The organism is Proteocatella sp. QWL-06, assembly GCF_058684135.1.
The window spans coordinates 2408384-2426533 of the sequence record NZ_CM178755.1 but is presented as its reverse complement, the minus strand read 5'-3'; the positions used below and the strand labels follow the sequence as shown (position 1 = coordinate 2426533).

The following is an 18150-nucleotide window of genomic DNA, read 5'->3' as shown; positions in this document are numbered from 1 at the left end:
GGCCTTCTCAAAGGATGACCAGTTCTTGGAGAACCTTCGCAAGAAGTGCGAAGCTAGACTGTTTACCATCAAAGAACTGCCCTTCTCCCAAATAAAAGAGAGAGCTGCAACGACAGTGGCTTGGCAATGGTATCATCCGGACCAGCTTGAAAGCCTGAGACTGGATTGCATTAAAAAAGACAAATGGAGAGAAATTAATGGTTATCTGGTAAAGGGGCCTTTTGAGAAGGACCCGACCTCTGTTGTTGTAGAGCAGACATCATATGATGAAAAGACCCAGGAATTTACCTTGAAAATCCGAGGCATCGGCGGCAAGGTCTATTACGACATCGGCAGTGATCCTACTTCCGCATCTAAAGAAGTAATGGATCAGGTTTTAGTGACCGCAGAACCAGCTATTCGCTTCGTCTGTATTGATCCAACAGGGGAAAGAAAAACCGGTGATGTCGTTGAGTTCACAGGTAGTGTTCCAATTAAATATGGGCAAAGGAATACACCGAATGGCGATGTAATGACGCTGATCACTAATCCAAAGTATGTTGTGAAATATACAACTGACGGTAGCGAACCTAAAGAAAATGGTGGCATCTATAACGATGAATTTGTCCTTCCACAAGACAGCAAATACGTAAGAGTCGCTGTTTATTACAAGGATAGATTGCTTGAGGAAAAGAGTATCTACGTCACAAAAGGCGGCGGTACCAAACCGGCTAAAACGATTGATAAGAGCAAGGCGCTCGCCTACCGCTATCACAATAAAAAACAAATGGGAGATACTGAAGCGAGTTATAAAGAGCTGGCTCTTCTCTCGAAACTTGATGGGGTCCTCATTAAGGGGGCTACAGCAGAAATTTATAATAAAACAAATACGGATCATTATATTGAGTTCAATGCAAGTGTTCCATATTGGGCAGGAGATCTTCAATCGTTGATAGATCTTGTTCGAGATACCAGCTTTAAGGAAACCGAAGTAATTGTTGACTTTGGTTATAAAGAGCTGATGTTCTTGACGGGCGAGTTATTCACGCAATGGCTTGATATGAACAAATTTGATCTAAACAATCTTATTAAGAGTGGGGAAATCATACAATGAGCAACACTTATTATGGATTTGGATATGATCCAAAGGAAAGCGAGAATCACTTCTATGTGGTTGTTCCCAAAGAGGCAACTGCAGAAGTTGAGATTTACGAGCGCTTTCATTGGGATATAGACGAACAAAAAATAAACAGTAAGGACATCCTGAAACTCAGGATGTCACGATATAAATGGTCAAAGCTTTCAAACGATGTTGCAGCTGAGTTCAATGCAAGGCTGAAGGCCGACAAAAAGCCGACAAGCAGATTTATAGTTGGAGAAACACCTGTAGAAAAACTATTTGGGAAAGAATTAATGGTCTTGCTTTGGGGAGTTGAAAATAACGATCCGGCTGGAATTCCAACTGCTATTCGCAATTGGAAGGGTCTCCAGCCTGAAGAACGCTGGTGGCTATACACCATGACAAATGCAAGCACTGGAAAGATCAATGATAAACGCGGATGGCGCATGGCTTTGCGTTATGCGCTATGTGAAAATCCAGTAGATGAATCAAATCAGATTTCATTATTTACTGATTTGATGGGAGGAGAATAACATTGGACAATCAGATGTCATTTATAGAAAAGCAATTTCCTGTAAGTAAGTTAAGTAAGGAAAGTTATAAAGAGCGAAAATCATCTCAAGGTCAAACTATTACAGGCCTCGGTAAATGGTGGGGGCGAAAGCCATTAATTCTAGTCAGAGCTGCAATTTTAGGTTGTCTTATGCCCTGCAGTGATAATCCTAAGGCTGATATGGATATTTTTCTTAAAATATTATCTATGGATAATGACGGACTAATAGATCGAAAACAAAAATCTTTGTCGGCAAAAGAACTTTACGAGATTGCCCAGGGCAACAAGCATTTTAGACAGTTTCTAAATGAGTGGTTTGAAGTAGATGGAGTTAAAGTTAAGATTCGAACTGGACAAGATAAAAATGATATCGAGAAGCGGTTATTCAAGACATTCGGTTATGACGATAAACTGAAATATTGTGTTCGGCCAGAACAACTTTCGACCATTCGTAAGGATAGCTGGAATGCAATTAATCATTATTTTGGAACTAGCGCCAAAACGTTAAATGAGTTGGTAGAACAACTTTCTATACTGAGATATGGTCGACAAATAACTGTTGGCGATTGTTTTTGTGGAGGTGGCTCAATACCTTTTGAGGCTGCCCGTATGGGCTTTGATACTTATGGTTCCGACTTGAATCCAATAGCCGGATTACTAACATGGGCCAGTATTAATATCTCTGGCGCAAATCAAAAAGAATTAAAGGAAATTAATGATTTCCAGAATAGAGTGTATAAGATAGTTGATAAAGAAATTTGCGAACTCGGCATTGAACATAATGAGAAAGGAGATAGGGCACTATCATATCTTTATTGTACAGAAACTTCTTGTCCAGAGTGCGGAACAGTAGTCCCTTTATTACCTTCATTAGTAGTTGGAATCCGCGCTGGAAAGGTTGTAGCTAAACTTGTTCCTGATGGAAATCGATACAACATCACAATACATTCGAATGTTAATACTAAAGAAATGAAAGAAGCATCAAATGGTACGGTCACTTCGAAGGGTTTAGTCTGTCCTAACTGCGGAAAGACAACACCAATTCCTGTTCTTCGTAAAGACCGAAATGACGAAAAAGGAAATACGATTTATGGACTTCGACAGTGGGAAAAGAATGATTTTGAACCAAGAAATTCAGATATTTATCGTGAACGCCTGTATGCAATTCGTTATGAAAGTTTAGACGGAAGCCGATATTATCGAGCACCAAACGAGCGTGATTTGGCTAATGAAACCAAGGTTAGAAAAATTGTTGCGGAAAATATAGTTAGTTGGCAGGAACAGGGCTTAGTACCCGGCATGGCTATAGAAAGCGGTATAGAAACTGAACGATTGTTTAAGGAACGCGGTTGGACGCACTGGAATCATATATTTAGTGCAAGACAACTTTTATTGCTCAGCCTTTTTGTAAAGCAAGTAATGAATGAACCTTCTGTATTGCTTAAAGCAGTTGGAATACTAGGTATTAATAAATGTGCTGATTTTGGCTCAAAATTATGTCGATGGAATCCTAATTGCGATAAAACTGAACAAACATTTTATAATCAGGCATTTAACACAATGATGAATTATGGTGTTCGCAGTTTAAGTATGTTGAGCACATTATGGTTTAGGATTTCTGAACAATATCCGATTAATAAACAAGGAACAGTAACCCTAAATGATGCTCGATCTGTCACTTCAACATGTCATCTTTGGATTACTGATCCGCCATATGCTGATGCAGTAAATTACCATGAATTATCGGAATTTTTTCTTGCTTGGGATAAAAAATTATTAATAGGAGCCTTCCCTCAGTGGTATTCGGATTCTAAGCGAATTCTTGCTGTACGAGGTGATGATCATTTCTCCCATACAATGATAGAAATATATTCAAATTTGGCAAGCCACATGCCCGACGATGGCATGCAGGTGGTCATGTTCACACATAGTGATCCTGCTGTTTGGGCTCAACTTGCTTTAATCATGTGGAAATCAGGCCTTCGTGTTACGGCGGCTTGGAATATTGCAACTGAAACTGATGCTTCAGGTCTGAAAGATGGTAATTACGTCAAAGGAACCGTTCTTTTAGTTTTACGCAAACAAACTGGAGATGACATGGCCTTCCTAGATGAAATCAACTCTGATATCCGAGCTGAAGTGAGAAACCAAATCACAAGCATGTTGGAACTCGAAAACAAAGAAGAGCCAAACTTTTCCGATCCGGACTTTGTTCTTGCTGCCTATGCGGCTTCCCTTAAAGTATTGACATCATTTAAGACTATCGAAGATCTAGATCTTGATTACGAATTAAATTTGGCCATAAATAATCCCACTCAAAGCAGCATTGTAAAAATAATTGAAGCTGCTAAAAAAATAGCCTATGACTGTGTCATTCCTCTAGATTTTGAGAGCTATCTGTGGAAAGATCTATCAAACGCTGAAAAATTCTATATAAAAGGTCTCGAAAGCGAAAAACATGGTAACTACCAGATTAGTACCTATCAGGAATTTGCACGAGGATTCAACATCGGTGGATATAGCCAGATGATGGCGAGCGAAAAGGCCAATACTGCAAGGCTCAAAACTCCTGTTGAGATGGCAGGTAGGACAATAAATGAAGTACCTGATTTTGAAAAATCCATACTCCGGGTAGTATTTATGGGAATTTACACAGGAATAAAGGAAGATGAAAATCCATCAAGAGCACTCGGCTATATTAAGAACGAGTTGCCGAATTATTGGGACAAACGCGACATGATCAAGCAACTTCTCAGCTTCATCAAAGATACCAAAGATATTGATAATATGACTCCGCACTGGGAGCAAAGCGCAACAATGGCTGATTTGTTACATTCACTTGTTACCAACGACAGCATTTAAAGGGGGAATAGTCTATGAATCGCTATTCTTCAAGGAGACATAAACTAGACAAACAGTTTTTGATTGAAAAACTGAATAATGCAGTATCTTACGACAGGATCGCCGGTTATTTTTGCTCCTCCATTCTTGAAGTTGCTGGAGAAAGCATTGAAAATGTGGAAGGTAAAGTCCGGGTTATTTGTAATTCCGGACTTCTGCCGGAAGATATTGCAGTGGCTAACTATGCCCAAAAAATGAAACAGGAATGGTGCGAATTCTCTCCAGAAGAAAAATATACTTCACCTGAAAGCAGTATCCGGCTTTCTTCTCTTTATCGTTTGCTGAGCAATGGAAAGCTTGAAATCCGAGTGATTCCTGACCAAATCTTTGGTCTCATGCACGGAAAGGCAGGAGTAATCACTTATAAAGATGGCTCTAAAACCTCTTTTCTCGGGAGTATCAATGAAACCAAGAGCGCCTATACACTAAATTACGAAATGCTGTGGGAAGATGATTCAGAGGAATCTGTAAAATGGGTTCAAGATGAATTTGATTATTTCTGGAATAGTCAATATGCAGTGAACCTGGCAGATTTTATTGTCAACGACCTCAACAGAATTTCAAAGCGTATCGTTATCGGCCTGAAAGACTGGAGAGAAAATTCCGATGAAGTGGTCCCTTCAGCTGCAGTTGAAGAACCGGTTTATCGAAAAGAATTTGGTCTTTGGGAACACCAAAAATACTTTGTCGAGCTTGCTTTCAGAGAACACAAAAAGGATGGCGGTGCTCGGTATCTTCTCGCTGACCAAGTCGGTCTGGGAAAGACTCTGCAGCTCGCCATGTCAGCAAAATTAATGGCTCTCTATGGAGATAAGCCAGTCTTGATTATTGTGCCCAAAACGCTTGTATGGCAGTGGCAGGACGAAATGAAGACACTGTTGGACATGCCTAGTGCTGTTTGGACCGGTTCAGGTTGGCAAGATGAAAATGGTTATTTCTATCAAGCTGATAGTGTAAGATCCATACTTAAATGCCCAAGACGAGTAGGTATCATCTCACAAGGCCTTGTGTCAAGAAAAACAGAAGCGGCTGACTTGCTTACTCAGAAAGATTTTGAATGTGTCATTCTCGATGAAGCGCACCGGGCACGACGTCGAAATCCAACCAAAGATCCTAACAAGCATAAGGCAGATCCAAATTACTTATTGCAGTTCTTGAATAACATCACTTTTAGAACCAAGAGTCTGCTCTTGGCAACAGCTACTCCTGTGCAGATTAATCCTATTGAAGCCTTTGATCTGATAAATGCATTAAGTCTTCCTACTTTCAAGGTTATGGGTGACATGTACAGCGAATGGCACAAGAAGCCTCAGCTGATGCTTGATATGGTTTGCGGGAAAGAGCCTTATCCAGAGAGCGAAATCACAATGTGGGATATCATTCGAAATCCCCTCCCTACCAAAACTCCATCAGCTCAAGATAGAGTAAATCGAATTCGAGACAGGCTTGATATTTCCAATAAAACATATGTCTTGCCAGCTGATTATTACGCGTCCCTATCGGGGTCGAAGAAGGATAGCATCCGGACTTTATATACAACGGATGAATTTATAGCAAATTACAATCCATTTATTCGCCACATCGTGAGGCGAACAAGGGATTTTCTTGAAAATACAATCAATCCAGCCAGCGGTGAGACTTACCTTAAAAAAATTCTGGTCGAACTGTATGGCGAGGGCGACGATGGCGCAATCCCCCTCGAGGGATATTTGAGGCAAGCCTACTCAAAGGCACAGGAATTTTGCACCTTGCTTTCATCCCGCGTCAAGGCGGGCGGCTTTATGTCAACTCTTATTTTGAAGCGTATTGGAAGCACGATTATCGCTGGTGATAATACAGCGAAGAAAATGCTTGCCTGGACAGAGGCTGGAAAAGAAATATTGCAGGATGAATTTGATGTAATTTTTGAGGAAGACGATGATTTTGAAGAAAGTGTCAGCGAGGTAAAGAATCTAACGGATGCTGAAACCGAATGTCTTCGCGAACTTGTAAAAATGCTTTCCCTTAATCATGATAACGATCCTAAGTATATCAAGGTCCTCGATATTCTAAGAAATGGTATTGATGAAAGTGATAAGCCCTGGAAGGATAGCGGCTGTATTATATTCTCTCAATACTATGATAGCGCTTATTTCGTGGCTGAAAAACTTTCGAAAGATCTATCCGATGATGTGATTGGACTCTATGCAGGCGGAGATAAATCCGGATATTTTCTCAACGGTACTTTTCGCAAAGACTCAAAAGACAGTATCAAGGCCAAAGTAAAAAACCATGAAGTTAAGATCCTCGTCGGGACTGATGCAGCGAGTGAAGGATTAAACCTCCAAACACTCAGTACTTTGATCAACCTTGACTTACCTTGGAATCCCACAAGGCTTGAGCAAAGAAAAGGTCGTATTCAGCGTATTGGCCAAGTTGCCCCGAAGGTCAAGATTTTCAACATGCGATATAAAGACTCTGTTGAAGATAAGGTCCACACAGTCTTGTCCGCCAGGCTAAAAAACATTAAGGATATGTTCGGACAAATTCCGGACACCTTAGAGGATGTTTGGATTGACGTTGCTCTAGATAATATTGAAGAAGCAAAAGAGCGTATTGATAGTGTCCCGGATCAGAATCCATTCACCATTAAGTACGAGACAAAGATACCTGCTACAGAAGATTGGGAAGCTAGTACATTCGTTCTGGATCACGATGAGAAGTTAAAGCAGTTGTTGATGGGATGGTAACAAAGACTCACGTGATACTACAGGTAACCTGAAATATCGGCGGACTCATTTTCTAGTATCGCTTCAAGGTGAAAATGTGATGCATTAAAATATGAGAGGATGGTGTGTATGAAACTAGAATCAGCGCAAATCAGAAATTTTAGAATGCTAAAGGAATTGGATATCGATTTCGAGGATCTTCTTACACTAGTTATTGGAAAAAACAATTCGGGGAAAACATCATTCCTGTCAATTCTTCAAAAGTTTCTCTCTGAAAATAAACCTGAATTTACATTTGATGACTTCAATATTAAGACACAGAAGGATATTCTTGCCTGTGAAAGCAGCAATAACTCTCCTGAAGAATACGTTGAACCGCAGTTATCGTTGAAACTTTATATCTCGTATAACGATACCGATAACCTTGGCAGCGCTTCTGCGCTACTTTTAGATTTAGATAATGATATGCATTATCTTGTTGTGAATTTCGAATATGTTTTAGTTTATGAAAAATATCTAAAACTTGCTGGCGACTATATCGAATACAAGGCTAAAGGTATAGACCGTGATTTTGAATATTATCTAAGAAACAACATGAATAGGTATTTTACTGTACGAATTAAAGCGCTTGAATTCGGCAATGAAACAAATTTCAAGATTATTAACAGCGATATTGTAAATTCTATTATTTCGATGCAGATAATTGGTGCAAAAAGAGATGTTGATAATGAACAGGGACATAGCCGATCACTTTCATTTCTCGCTGGAAGATACTACAATTCCAGTGTCGCCTCTGAAGCGGAATTTCCAGAGTTACAGAAAAAGCTTTGCGAAACAGATGAAAGTTTAACCGGAATTTATCAAGAACTTTTTCTTCCTGTTGTGAAAGAAATTGCTGCAATGTCTTACAATCCCCAGGAAGCAGAATTATCAATCATTTCAACTTTAAGTGAAAAGAAGATATTTCAGGATAATACAACTGTGAAGTACAAGCATGAAGATACCCTTTTGCCAGAAGACTATAACGGCTTGGGGTACTTGAATCTTTTTGCTATCATTTTCAACATACGAATCAAACTCGACCAGTTATCAAAGAAAGGAAAACCTGACGAAAACCCGGCCCCTCTAAATTTCTTATTCATCGAAGAACCAGAGGCGCATACTCACCCACAGATGCAATACATATTCATCAAGAATATTAAGAAGATTCTCACGCAGCATTGTTTAGCAGCGGGTAAAGATTTTTCGTTGCAAACAATAATCAGCACCCATTCATCGCACATCGTATCTCAATGTGACTTTGAAGATATAAAATATTTTTTAAGGCAATCCAGTACAAGCGTTAAATCACGTAGTTTAAAGACTCTTTTTTCAAAAATGGTTACCTCTGAGGATGTTCCTACTAAAGAAGAGCAAGAACGTGCATATAGATTTGTCAAGCAATATGTAACATTAAATCGTGCAGAGCTGTTCTTTGCAGATAAAGCCATTCTAATTGAAGGCGATACCGAAAGAATGTTGATATATGCAATGATGAAAAAAGCCGATGAATTTGCCGCACAGAACCCAGAGGCTGAGAATCACGATCCTCTTCTATCACAAAATATATCGGTGATCGAAGTAGGCGCTTACTCTCATATTTTTGCAACATTCCTTGGCTTTTTAGGTATTAAAACACTAATCATAACGGATCTTGATTGTGCAAAACCGGGTGAAAACGGGAGACCTGTAAAATGTAGATTTTTAGAAGGAACGACCACAACAAATGCTTCAATTAAGCATTTTACTCATCTTTCTAATTTGCAAGATATTGTACCGTTATGTAATTCACCCATGACATTGACTTATGACAATAATACCGGTTCTTGGAATCTTAAAGAAAATGGAAATTTACGCCTCCTTTTTCAAAAAGAAGAGAATGGGTATCAAGCACGCAGTTTTGAGGATGCGTTTATCTGTAACAACTTGCAATTTATCATAGATCATAAAAATATTTTTACAAGTTTAAAGAACCTCGGCGGATTAGACGATTCACCTCCAGATTTCTATGAAATTGCTGAAATGTGCATTGATAGTAAAACTTCATTCGCTTTAGATGTTCTTCTATATGGCGGAAAAGAAAATGAAAAATGGACAACTCCGTTGTACATAAGGGAGGGTTTGGAATGGTTGGCACAGTAATGGAAAAAATCAATTCCTGCCTTGATGATAAAAAGAATTTCTTGTTAAGCGGTGGTGCAGGGAGTGGCAAAACTTACACATTGATACAAACACTTCATCATGTCATGCAAAGTAACCCCAAAGCACATGTAGCTTGTATAACATATACCAATGTGGCAGCAGATGAAATAAAGGAGCGCTCTCCATATTCAAAACTTCGTGTTTCTACTATTCACGATTTTTTGTGGGATGAAATTAAAGAGTATCAAAAAAACTTAAAAAGCAGCGTGCTAAATCTTATATCTGCAGAAAAAGAGAATAAAGGTAGCGGATTAGTCTACTCAGGTGAGATTATAATCAATGAGCAGACGTTTAATAATATTGAATATCAAAACTTTCGCGACCTCGAGCATGGGATTATTTCTCATGATGATTTGTTGAAAATCGCAAACTATATGTTTGCCACATACCCTCTATTAGCAAAAATTCTATGTGATAAGTATGATTATATTTTCATAGATGAATATCAGGACACTCAACGTGCTGTGATTGAGATATTCCTAACGCATATTAAAGTAGCTGCAAATAACCGATTATGTGTTGGCTTTTTTGGCGACAAAATGCAGTCCATTTATGATTCAGGTGTCGGAAATATTCAGTCATATATAGATAATGGTGATGTATACGAAGTAGTAAAAGAGGACAACTATCGCTGCGCTGTAAATGTGATAAACATGCTCAACCGCATACGTTTTGATATTCAACAAGAACCTGCAAAAAGGACAACGGAAGGTGTTATTGCTAATAAATTGGGGAGTACTACATTTGTCTATTCAAACAATGAATTTGACTTGCAGTCTTTCAAAACAAGCAATTTCGCTTCTGGATGGGATTTTGAGAATTTTGAAGAAACACGGGTGTTATTTTTAACCCATAGATTAAGCGCGACTCGATTAGGGTTTGCGGAACTGTTAGCCGCTTATTCAAACAACGACCGTCTTATCGGAAATGAACCTGATCGATTAGCTCGGCATCTTCTAAGAATTGGTGGAATTTTATTCTACTATGGCAAAAAAGATTTTGCATATGTTATCAGTGAAATGCAATGTAAAATAAAAAATACCGCTGATAAAAGACGTATAAGCGAAGCGTTATCTCGCATACATGCAAATCTTGATATAAACATAGAACAACTAGTTGAGACATTTGACATAGAGCGTTTTGTTCGTAAGGACGATGGCTTTATTGAGTTTCTTAAAAACCATTCGGAAACATACGAAAAAATCAAGTTACTACCTGCTTCGCAAGTCCTCGCATATTTCAAATATTATAATGAATTTTCACCATATTCGACTCAACATGGGATTAAGGGTGCCGAGTTTGATAATGTACTTGTCATAATGGACAATGGCAGATGGAACAATTATAACTTCAATTATTATTTTGAACAAACGCCTAATAAAGAGTCTGTAATACAAAGAACAGAAAGAATTTTCTATGTATGTTGTTCCAGAGCAATGAATAATCTTGTTGTCTATTATCCCAATCCTACTCCTAAGATTATTGAAAGGGCGAAAGCCTTATTTGGAGCTGAAAATGTTTGCTCACTAGATTAATTACGGTAACAGATATTTGGTCAACAACAGTACATTATTGGCAAGCAATGCAAGTGTTTATACACTTGCGATTATTAAAAATCAATGTTGATTTTTAACATGCCTTTGGGAAATCTCCCAAACCCTTATGGAACAATTGTTAAGGCTAGTATATTGAAAGAAGGTGTTTACTTGGATGAAATAAGCAAGATCAAATTTGTAAAAATAATATATTTTGATGAGCCATCAGCAACAGATTTAATATACATTACCAGTGGTGGCAAACTACAATCAACTTCAGAAGAGATTGTCACAAAAGCAACTAAACTTGCTGCTGATGCTGAAGCACGGGCCGAAGCAAAAATCCCCTTCTTCAATTTCTTCAAGGCACAAGTTGGAGTTGGCAGTGAATTTAGTGTTGGCCGTGAAGGGCAGAATGTTCTAAGCCATGTAATCACGAGCACTATGCTTACTGATTACTTGGATCTTGTACACGAAAATGATGATCTTATAACACAATTTACGAATTATTCAATTAAGCCCTATCCAGAATCTTTCTCATATTATAAAATCTTGACTCCATTTATGACAATGACTGAAGGTAAAGTTGATGTAGGTTCAGATATTAAATTAAATATTGCAATGATGGATCAAGCACTTGAGCAAGGGCGTGGATATTATGAAATGGTTGCAGAAAAAGACAGCGAGCGCTGTGTACTTCGATTCAATATAAAGGCATTTAGAAACAACTATTCAATTGCCGATCTTGTAAAAATGAAATTGGTTTATCACGCGATTTTGGTTGGCTCAGTTGATGAAGATGAACTTAAAATGGAAAATGAGTTTTCACAGAAGACGAGTGAATTAAGTGGTTATGAAATGACGGGTGATAAAAAAGAATCTGAGAAATTGCAGGTTTATGATGTATTATTGGCAGGTATATGCAAATGATCAAAATATTCTATGGCCCCAAAAATGAATTTAAAAAGATACTGCCACCCAAGAAAAAACACACCTCAATAATTGAACTGGCTGTTTTAAGCGATCAAGCTCATAAAGCTGTTTCAGTAATAGTTCCTGGTCAAGAAAAAACGAAAAAGACCTATAAAAAACATGTTGCGTGTCTTGTTGCAAACTCAGAAGATTACTCCGGTATCAGTGAAACAGGTATTCAAAGTATTTTATCTTTTTTGTCAGAGTTTAGCATAAAGGAAATGTACTTTCAGAATCCACCTCAGTATATCACTGATCAATTATCAAAAGCAGGTAGAGACTACCAGATTCTCGAACATAAATATGCTAACATTTCGAATGATCACTTAAAAACTATTTATCACGATTTTGATGAGAATATTATTGGTCAAAATGCTGTAAAAAAGCAGCTCGTCGGAAGCCTATATTCACTAGCCGCAGGTCGGCAGACTAAGCCAGTCGTTTTAATGTTTTATGGACCTTCTGGTGTCGGTAAAACCGAAACAGCAAAATACCTTAGTAAAGTAATAAATGAACAATTGCTGCGAAAACAATTCTCGATGTATCAAAGCAATGAATTTGCAGACTATGTTTTTGGAGCAAAACATAACCAGGGATCGCTCGCAAGAGATCTTCTTGATAGAGAATCAAATATAATTCTTTTCGATGAATTCGATAAACCAAACCCCATATTTTACAGTGCATTTTACCAAATGTTCGATGAGGGTATTTTTGAAGATAAAAATTACAGGGTTAATCTGCAACATTCAATTATTGTTTGCACTTCAAATTTTAAATCTGAGCATGAAATTAAGACCGTTTTGGGTGAACCTATATATGCACGATTCGATGACATAATTAAATTTGAAGATCTTTCAACAAGTGACAAAATTATTATTATCATTAGAGAATTTAGAGAGCAAGTAGGTCTATTGACATCAGAAGAAAAAAATATTGTTGATGAAGCTGGTGTTGAGGCATGGCTTATTTCTAAAGCAACTGATCTTACAAATGTTAGACACATTAAACGCGTTGTAAAGCAAGCAATATCATCAAATTTAATAAGAGCTCGGTTCGAGTCTTAAAAGGGCATCTAAATATCATCTACTTTGCGATACCTCACTGATAATTTTGATCGGCTTCAATATACTATCAATGTTTTCTTTTGCGACGAGACATGCTTGAAGTTCGGATTTCATTGACTTGTATTTTGAATTTAAAGCTTTCCTCCTGTTTAGACATTGATTGTAGTCCAGTTGCAATGTTCTGAAGCTAGGAACTTTGACATTAGATAACGAGTTAAATGCTTTTTTCGCAGAATTATGAAGTAGAATGTCTTCTAGATTTGCTTCGAAAAATTTTTCGGAATATCCGGATTGTCGATACGCCGTAAATATATCCCTTGTCTTCGCATAGTTGATGATATGTTTCTTCAGCTCAGTAATTTCATACATACGTTTTTCAATTTCCTTGATCTGCTGTGACAGCTCGTGGTAACGATCCGTCGCAGCTTTTGTTTTTTCAACCAGGGTTTCATAGTCGGTGATGTTGTTTTCCGTCAGAAAATTGATGGTCTGAGCCATCTGTTTCAGGTTAAAGACTTTCGCCCAACGCTCGTAGCCAGGACCTTTTCCTGCCTGAAGCTTGGCCTGAATATCCACCAGGAGATTAATTTTGTCTGGATTTTTTCGATAAAGTTTTTTGGCTTTTGGCGTTTGGACAGTTTTTCCGAGTATCGCAGATCTTAGCTTATCCTCATAATATCCTTCACCCAAAGATCGCAATCTTGTGAATTTTTGCTGGCCGCTGGCTCTGAAAGCCAGATGCTGCCCCTGCTTCACTTCATAGCCATTCTCCGCCATTAGCTTCAGGAAAGTGTCAAAATTAGTAGGCTTTTGTGCCATGACGGCATCGATGGTTTGTCGCAGCTTTTCTTGCCAGGATAGCGGTTTTTTGTCGCCCAACCACTTGCCATAATGGGACGGTCCCAGCGTTGGAACTTCGATAATCGAGAGACCATTTTCAAGGCAAAGTTTGTCGCTGATTTTCTGAATCGCTTTACTGGAGCCAAGAAAATTTCTGAATTTCTGTGTATGGTCGATGGATGTGGAATTAAAAATAATGTGATTGTGGATATGGGCATGATCGGTATGTGTGGCGACAACGAATTGATACTTGCCCTTGGTGAAGCTCATGGCCAATTCATATCCAATTTCCTGAGCTTTTTCAGGTGTAATTTCTCCTGGTTTAAAGGACTGCCTGATCTGATAGAGCACGATGTCGCTTTTCTTCTCTTCACTGCGTCCAATGTAGGTCTCATATTCTTTCTTACAAAGCAGCATCTCTCCCGCAGCGGTTTCCGGTTCGCAGCCATAGGCTTTGACGAGCTGTCGGCTATTTGTTTTTTCAGGATTGATGGCATAGGATAGGCGTTCATGTACCGTGTGGGCCACGGTCTGACCTTTGATGACGTGCATGGGGATTAATCTCGTGGTTGCCACAGCGGACACCTCCTTCCAAAAGAAAAAGGCGCAGCAGATTGCTCCACCGCGCCTGTCACAGGATCATGCTATCTTATTTCTCAAATCGCTTTCAGAGAATCATTGAATACGCCAAGCAGTTCAACCAGGAATACTGCGATCAGCGGCAGTCCGAAGGGACTGATCAGCCAGGCCAGGCCCATCAATCTCAGGCCTTCCGGGAAATCCTGAAGCAGGACCATGGTTCCCAGTGCAATGGCAAAGCAGACAAAAGCCACGATCCCCAGCACCATGGTAGACAGCTGACACAGCAAACGGCAGGCTGCAACAAGGATCGTCAAGGCAAGTGTGATTGGGAATAAGAACAGCTTGATGAGAAATCTCATGCTGCACACCTCCATTCAACCAAATTATCTTCTACTCTGATCGTAGCAAGGAATCCAAATGTCGTCCATGTTGTCGATAAAAAATTTTAGTCAATGGTGGAAAGGCGGGTCATGATCTGATCCGCCTTTTCCCATACACTCTTTAGGCTGCTCTGGATATCCTCAATATCAGCCTCATAGATGCGTCCGGTCTCATGAGCCCGCTTGGCATATTGATTCAGGTTGTTGCTGCTTCTTCGAAGGAGCGATACCAGTTCAGAAATATCGGAGAGGTCCAGCCGGACCACATAGCCGTCAATAGCCATCTTTCTGATGTAGGCCCCCATGTTTTTTGTCCCCAGCTGGCGCATCTTTTCTTCGATCAGCGCTTTTTCACGCTCGTTGACCATGATAATAATGGGGATCTGACGCTTCCTGTTTGCCAAATCATCACCTCCTCAAGTGCTCACCACCCTTCTGCAACAGATGCTCCGCTTAGTCGTCTTCTTCCTTATAGTCGGGAACCAGGATCAACTCTCCATATTCCTGATCACTCATGGCCGTCAGCTTCTTCAAAGCACTTTGGATAAGCTCGGAGAGCTCTTCGTCTTCAGGGGCAAGCTCCAGGGCGATTTTTTCAAGCCCTGCCATCAGTCCAGCCCGGGTGCCGGTATCATAAATACACATGAGGTTAAGCTCTTCAATACTGAATCTATCCATCTTCATCTCTCCATTTTGGCAGTTTTGTGAGGCAGCGTTTTGCTGATCTCCGGTTTCTCAGAAGACTTTTTCAGCCGCTGCTTTACGGATTCCTTCTGGGGCTTTTTCTCTTCATGGCCTTCGGCAGCCTCTCTGGTTTTATCCACATCTTTGGTAGGAACGTTATTGATAAGTCCATCGAATTGATTGTCATTTTGCTCCACCGTATCCTCAATGCTCCGCAAGGGATTGATGGGCTTGATGAACTCCGGTACTTCCTTGAAGCCGATGGCATCCACATAATGAGCCGTATTCTTGCCATTTTGCTTCAGGACGATGACATCGCTCATAGAAAGACTATGCCCGGTGAAGTCTTTTGGCCGGTCCTCATTGAATTTTTCGTAGATGCCATTCAGTGTCCCATTGGTGTCTGCAGCCGCCTCAAATTGTCCGATATAGGTCAGATCATAATTCTTATAATCTACAGTCAGACCGAGCTTCTGCAGGTGATGCAGGCTCTCGAATTGATGGTTTCGCAGATTCTCGTCGTTTCTCAGTTGATAGATGGCGTAGGTGTCATCCGGACCTGTGAGGAATTCCACCTCCTGCAGGCGAGGAGATGGATTATCATCAGTCCCCGTCTTTTCGTTTTGCTTTTCTATGTCTGCTGCAGAAATCCCGCGCTCCTGGGTGATTTCCTTGAAATGGCGGTCGATGTCCTCGATGAGCTCGGCTGAGGTCTTGCTGATGGTTTCAAGAGAAGCCTTCAGCTCGGGCAGATCCTTGTCCTTACTCCAGGCAGCAATATAGCCAAAACTATTCTCGTCGGTGGCGATGCCATAATAGGCAAATACTGCAAAGGAAACACTTTCTGCCTCCACTTCTTCGGTTCTCCGATCTTTGGGCTTTTCCGGTGCTTTGCCAGTTTCTCCGTGATCTTGAACCTTTTCAGGCTGCTGATTATGAAGCTTTGCGTGAGCGATCTCATGGATGGCCGCAGAGACTGTCTGAATCTCGCTCATGTCATCCCGAATGGCGATTTTTTGTCTGCCCTGGCTGAAATAACCGTCGGTACTGGCAGGCATGGCTTCGAAGGATATGGGAACCGGGGAGGATCGCTTCAGAGCCTCCATGAAGACATCATATTGCTTAACATCACCGGTCAGGGTACCTGCCAGTTGGGGCAGGGGCTTCCCGTCCGTCTGGGAGACATCAAAGACAGAGACGACCCGAAACCTGGGGATCTTGATCTCCACTTCTTCCGTCAGTGTCTTGCCAGTGACATCCCGCAAGGGTTTCTGCGAAACAGGATCAAGCTTTTCAACTTCCTTTTTGGTTTTGACAGGGGCCGGGGCAATGATGCGGATACCTTTTTCACCCTTCAGTACATTGCGCTGAAACTGATCCTGCCAGCGGTTGTATCCCGCCACCAGTGTGGCATCCGGCTTTTGCATGGCGATCAGGATCGTATTGTTCAGGGAGTAATGATGGAACCTCGACATGGTGCGCAGGTAGTCCTGATATTTTTCACCACTGAAAAAATCACGGATGCCTTGCTCCAGCTTATCCGTGATTTCCATAAGCCCATCCTTGATGTTTTTTCCGGGTACCGCCTGAGCCGACGATTCCCTGACAGCTTGCTTTTGGCCATAAGCAGTGGATTCTTCCAACACACCGTGGGCTTGGAATGAGTAATGATCCTGCTGATTGATCCCATTGATGATCAGGTGATCCAGCACCTGGATGCCTAGAAGATTGCCCGTTTCCTTCAGCCTTTTTGTCACGGTAAGATCTTCGGAGCTTGGTGTCAGATCGCCGGATGGGTGGTTGTGACAAAGGATCACCGCATTAGCCTTGTTGACGATGGCATTGCGGAAGACTTCCCTGGGATGGACGATGGAGCTGTTGATGGTCCCCAGGGATACGACCTCGTGATCGATGACGCTGTTCTTGGTATTGAGGAAGGCCACGACAAAGGATTCCTTGTCATGGACCTGATCCATCACCGAGCAAAAAAAGTCCGCTGCCGTATCCGGTGAATTGATGACCGGGTTTTTCGTGTTGATGCCGCTGCTCATTCGATAAAGATCCAGAAAGGCCTGGTGCTTTTCCCGCTGGACTGGCGTACTCAATAGCTGGGTGGCATTCTCCACCAAAGCGCCGATGCCCTTTCTCTGAGCGTATTCCAGCGCGACATCCTCCTTGACGCCAATGATCCGGGCAAAGGCCTGGACATAGCGAAGTTCATCTAGTTAAGATGTTCCTTCTGGGGATATCAAGCAATCCTCTCGTTTCTGAGGCGATTTCAGTTTCTGTGCTTGCCGGAATAACCGGATCTGCATCGGGAGGACTGAGCATAGCACTTGCGACGCTTGGGGATACTTTCCTTGAAACTGCAAAACAGATCGGACTTAATCCACAGGTACTTCACAGGGTAGCATCAATAGCATGCGGAGGACTGGACACTCTTCCTCACAACGGTGCGGTAATAACTCTTCTTGGAATCACAGGAATGACGCACAAGCAGTCATATATAGATATTGGAATGTGTACAGTCATAATACCTACCATCTCCGTTATCGCGATCATAATACTGGGATCTATGGGAGTGGTGTAGA

Annotated in this window: 14 protein-coding genes; 9 read left to right on the top strand and 5 right to left on the bottom strand. The window is 40.8% G+C overall.

The genetic code is table 11. From position 1 onward, the window contains the following. Window positions 1-25 precede the first annotated feature (25 nt). The 8 genes from AC4PGZ_RS11550 to AC4PGZ_RS11515 all read left to right on the top strand — a co-directional run bounded on the left by AC4PGZ_RS11550 (window position 26) and on the right by AC4PGZ_RS11515 (window position 13073). Window positions 26-1093 carry an FN3 associated domain-containing protein gene (locus tag AC4PGZ_RS11550; RefSeq protein ID WP_492158767.1) on the top strand — a complete coding sequence of 356 codons (1068 nt, stop codon included), beginning with the start codon at window positions 26-28 and terminating at the stop codon, window positions 1091-1093. Continuing rightward, the gene (locus AC4PGZ_RS11545; protein WP_492158766.1) at window positions 1090-1632 is read left to right on the top strand and encodes a DUF3780 domain-containing protein; all 543 of its coding nucleotides are present in this window, start codon (window positions 1090-1092) and stop codon (window positions 1630-1632) included. The genes AC4PGZ_RS11550 and AC4PGZ_RS11545 overlap by 4 nt, the downstream gene beginning before the upstream one ends. A 2-nt stretch (window positions 1633-1634) precedes the next feature. Next, window positions 1635-4514, top strand: a complete 2880-nt coding sequence (locus AC4PGZ_RS11540; RefSeq protein ID WP_492158765.1) for an anti-phage-associated DUF1156 domain-containing protein — start codon at window positions 1635-1637, stop codon at window positions 4512-4514. Between the two features lie 14 nt (window positions 4515-4528). Beyond that, window positions 4529-7282 (top strand): phospholipase D-like domain-containing anti-phage protein, encoded by a 2754-nt coding sequence (locus AC4PGZ_RS11535; protein ID WP_492158764.1) that lies wholly within the window; start codon window positions 4529-4531, stop codon window positions 7280-7282. A gap of 108 nt (window positions 7283-7390) precedes the next feature. Continuing rightward, window positions 7391-9442, top strand: a complete 2052-nt coding sequence (locus tag AC4PGZ_RS11530) for an ATP-dependent nuclease (RefSeq protein ID WP_492158763.1) — start codon at window positions 7391-7393, stop codon at window positions 9440-9442. Continuing rightward, the gene (locus AC4PGZ_RS11525) at window positions 9427-11037 is read left to right on the top strand and encodes a UvrD-helicase domain-containing protein (protein WP_492158762.1); all 1611 of its coding nucleotides are present in this window, start codon (window positions 9427-9429) and stop codon (window positions 11035-11037) included. The genes AC4PGZ_RS11530 and AC4PGZ_RS11525 overlap by 16 nt, the downstream gene beginning before the upstream one ends. 171 nt (window positions 11038-11208) lie before the next feature. Further along, window positions 11209-11967 carry a DUF6414 family protein gene (locus AC4PGZ_RS11520; protein WP_492158761.1) on the top strand — a complete coding sequence of 253 codons (759 nt, stop codon included), beginning with the start codon at window positions 11209-11211 and terminating at the stop codon, window positions 11965-11967. After that, complete coding sequence (locus tag AC4PGZ_RS11515) at window positions 11964-13073, top strand: AAA family ATPase (RefSeq protein WP_492158760.1); 1110 nt, start codon at window positions 11964-11966, stop codon at window positions 13071-13073. The genes AC4PGZ_RS11520 and AC4PGZ_RS11515 overlap by 4 nt, the downstream gene beginning before the upstream one ends. 15 nt (window positions 13074-13088) lie before the next feature. On the opposite strand, the gene AC4PGZ_RS11510 is transcribed toward AC4PGZ_RS11515, so the two are convergent. The 5 genes from AC4PGZ_RS11510 to radC form a co-directional block, all read right to left on the bottom strand. Beyond that, complete coding sequence (locus AC4PGZ_RS11510; RefSeq protein ID WP_492158759.1) at window positions 13089-14489, bottom strand: relaxase/mobilization nuclease domain-containing protein; 1401 nt, start codon at window positions 14487-14489, stop codon at window positions 13089-13091. An 80-nt stretch (window positions 14490-14569) separates the two neighbouring features. Continuing rightward, complete coding sequence (locus AC4PGZ_RS11505; RefSeq protein ID WP_492158758.1) at window positions 14570-14854, bottom strand: CD1845 family protein; 285 nt, start codon at window positions 14852-14854, stop codon at window positions 14570-14572. Between the two features lie 86 nt (window positions 14855-14940). Further along, window positions 14941-15279: a plasmid mobilization protein gene (locus tag AC4PGZ_RS11500; RefSeq protein WP_492158757.1), complete on the bottom strand. Its 339-nt coding sequence runs from the start codon at window positions 15277-15279 to the stop codon at window positions 14941-14943. Between the two features lie 49 nt (window positions 15280-15328). Further along, window positions 15329-15553, bottom strand: a complete 225-nt coding sequence (locus tag AC4PGZ_RS11495; RefSeq protein WP_492158756.1) for a transposon-transfer assisting family protein — start codon at window positions 15551-15553, stop codon at window positions 15329-15331. Window positions 15554-15555: 2 nt separating this feature from the next. Then, entirely contained in the window at window positions 15556-17664 is a 2109-nt protein-coding gene (gene radC / locus AC4PGZ_RS11490; protein ID WP_492158755.1) for a RadC family protein, read from the bottom strand. Between the two features lie 125 nt (window positions 17665-17789). On the opposite strand from radC, the gene AC4PGZ_RS11485 reads away from it, so the two are divergent. Continuing rightward, entirely contained in the window at window positions 17790-18149 is a 360-nt protein-coding gene (locus AC4PGZ_RS11485) for a hypothetical protein (RefSeq protein ID WP_492158754.1), read from the top strand. The last annotated feature ends 1 nt before the right edge of the window (window position 18150 follow it).

Bases quoted from the DNA above. Each gene is read 5' to 3' on its own strand.
- AC4PGZ_RS11525 (WP_492158762.1), top strand. From the start codon at position 9,427: ATGGTTGGCACAGTAATGGAAAAAATCAATTCCTGCCTTGATGATAAA.
- AC4PGZ_RS11515 (WP_492158760.1), top strand. From the start codon at position 11,964: ATGATCAAAATATTCTATGGCCCCAAAAATGAATTTAAAAAGATACTG.
- AC4PGZ_RS11545 (WP_492158766.1), top strand. From the start codon at position 1,090: ATGAGCAACACTTATTATGGATTTGGATATGATCCAAAGGAAAGCGAG.
- AC4PGZ_RS11530 (WP_492158763.1), top strand. From the start codon at position 7,391: ATGAAACTAGAATCAGCGCAAATCAGAAATTTTAGAATGCTAAAGGAA.
- AC4PGZ_RS11535 (WP_492158764.1), top strand. From the start codon at position 4,529: ATGAATCGCTATTCTTCAAGGAGACATAAACTAGACAAACAGTTTTTG.
- AC4PGZ_RS11495 (WP_492158756.1), bottom strand. From the start codon at position 15,553: ATGGATAGATTCAGTATTGAAGAGCTTAACCTCATGTGTATTTATGAT.
- AC4PGZ_RS11505 (WP_492158758.1), bottom strand. From the start codon at position 14,854: ATGAGATTTCTCATCAAGCTGTTCTTATTCCCAATCACACTTGCCTTG.
- AC4PGZ_RS11485 (WP_492158754.1), top strand. From the start codon at position 17,790: ATGTTCCTTCTGGGGATATCAAGCAATCCTCTCGTTTCTGAGGCGATT.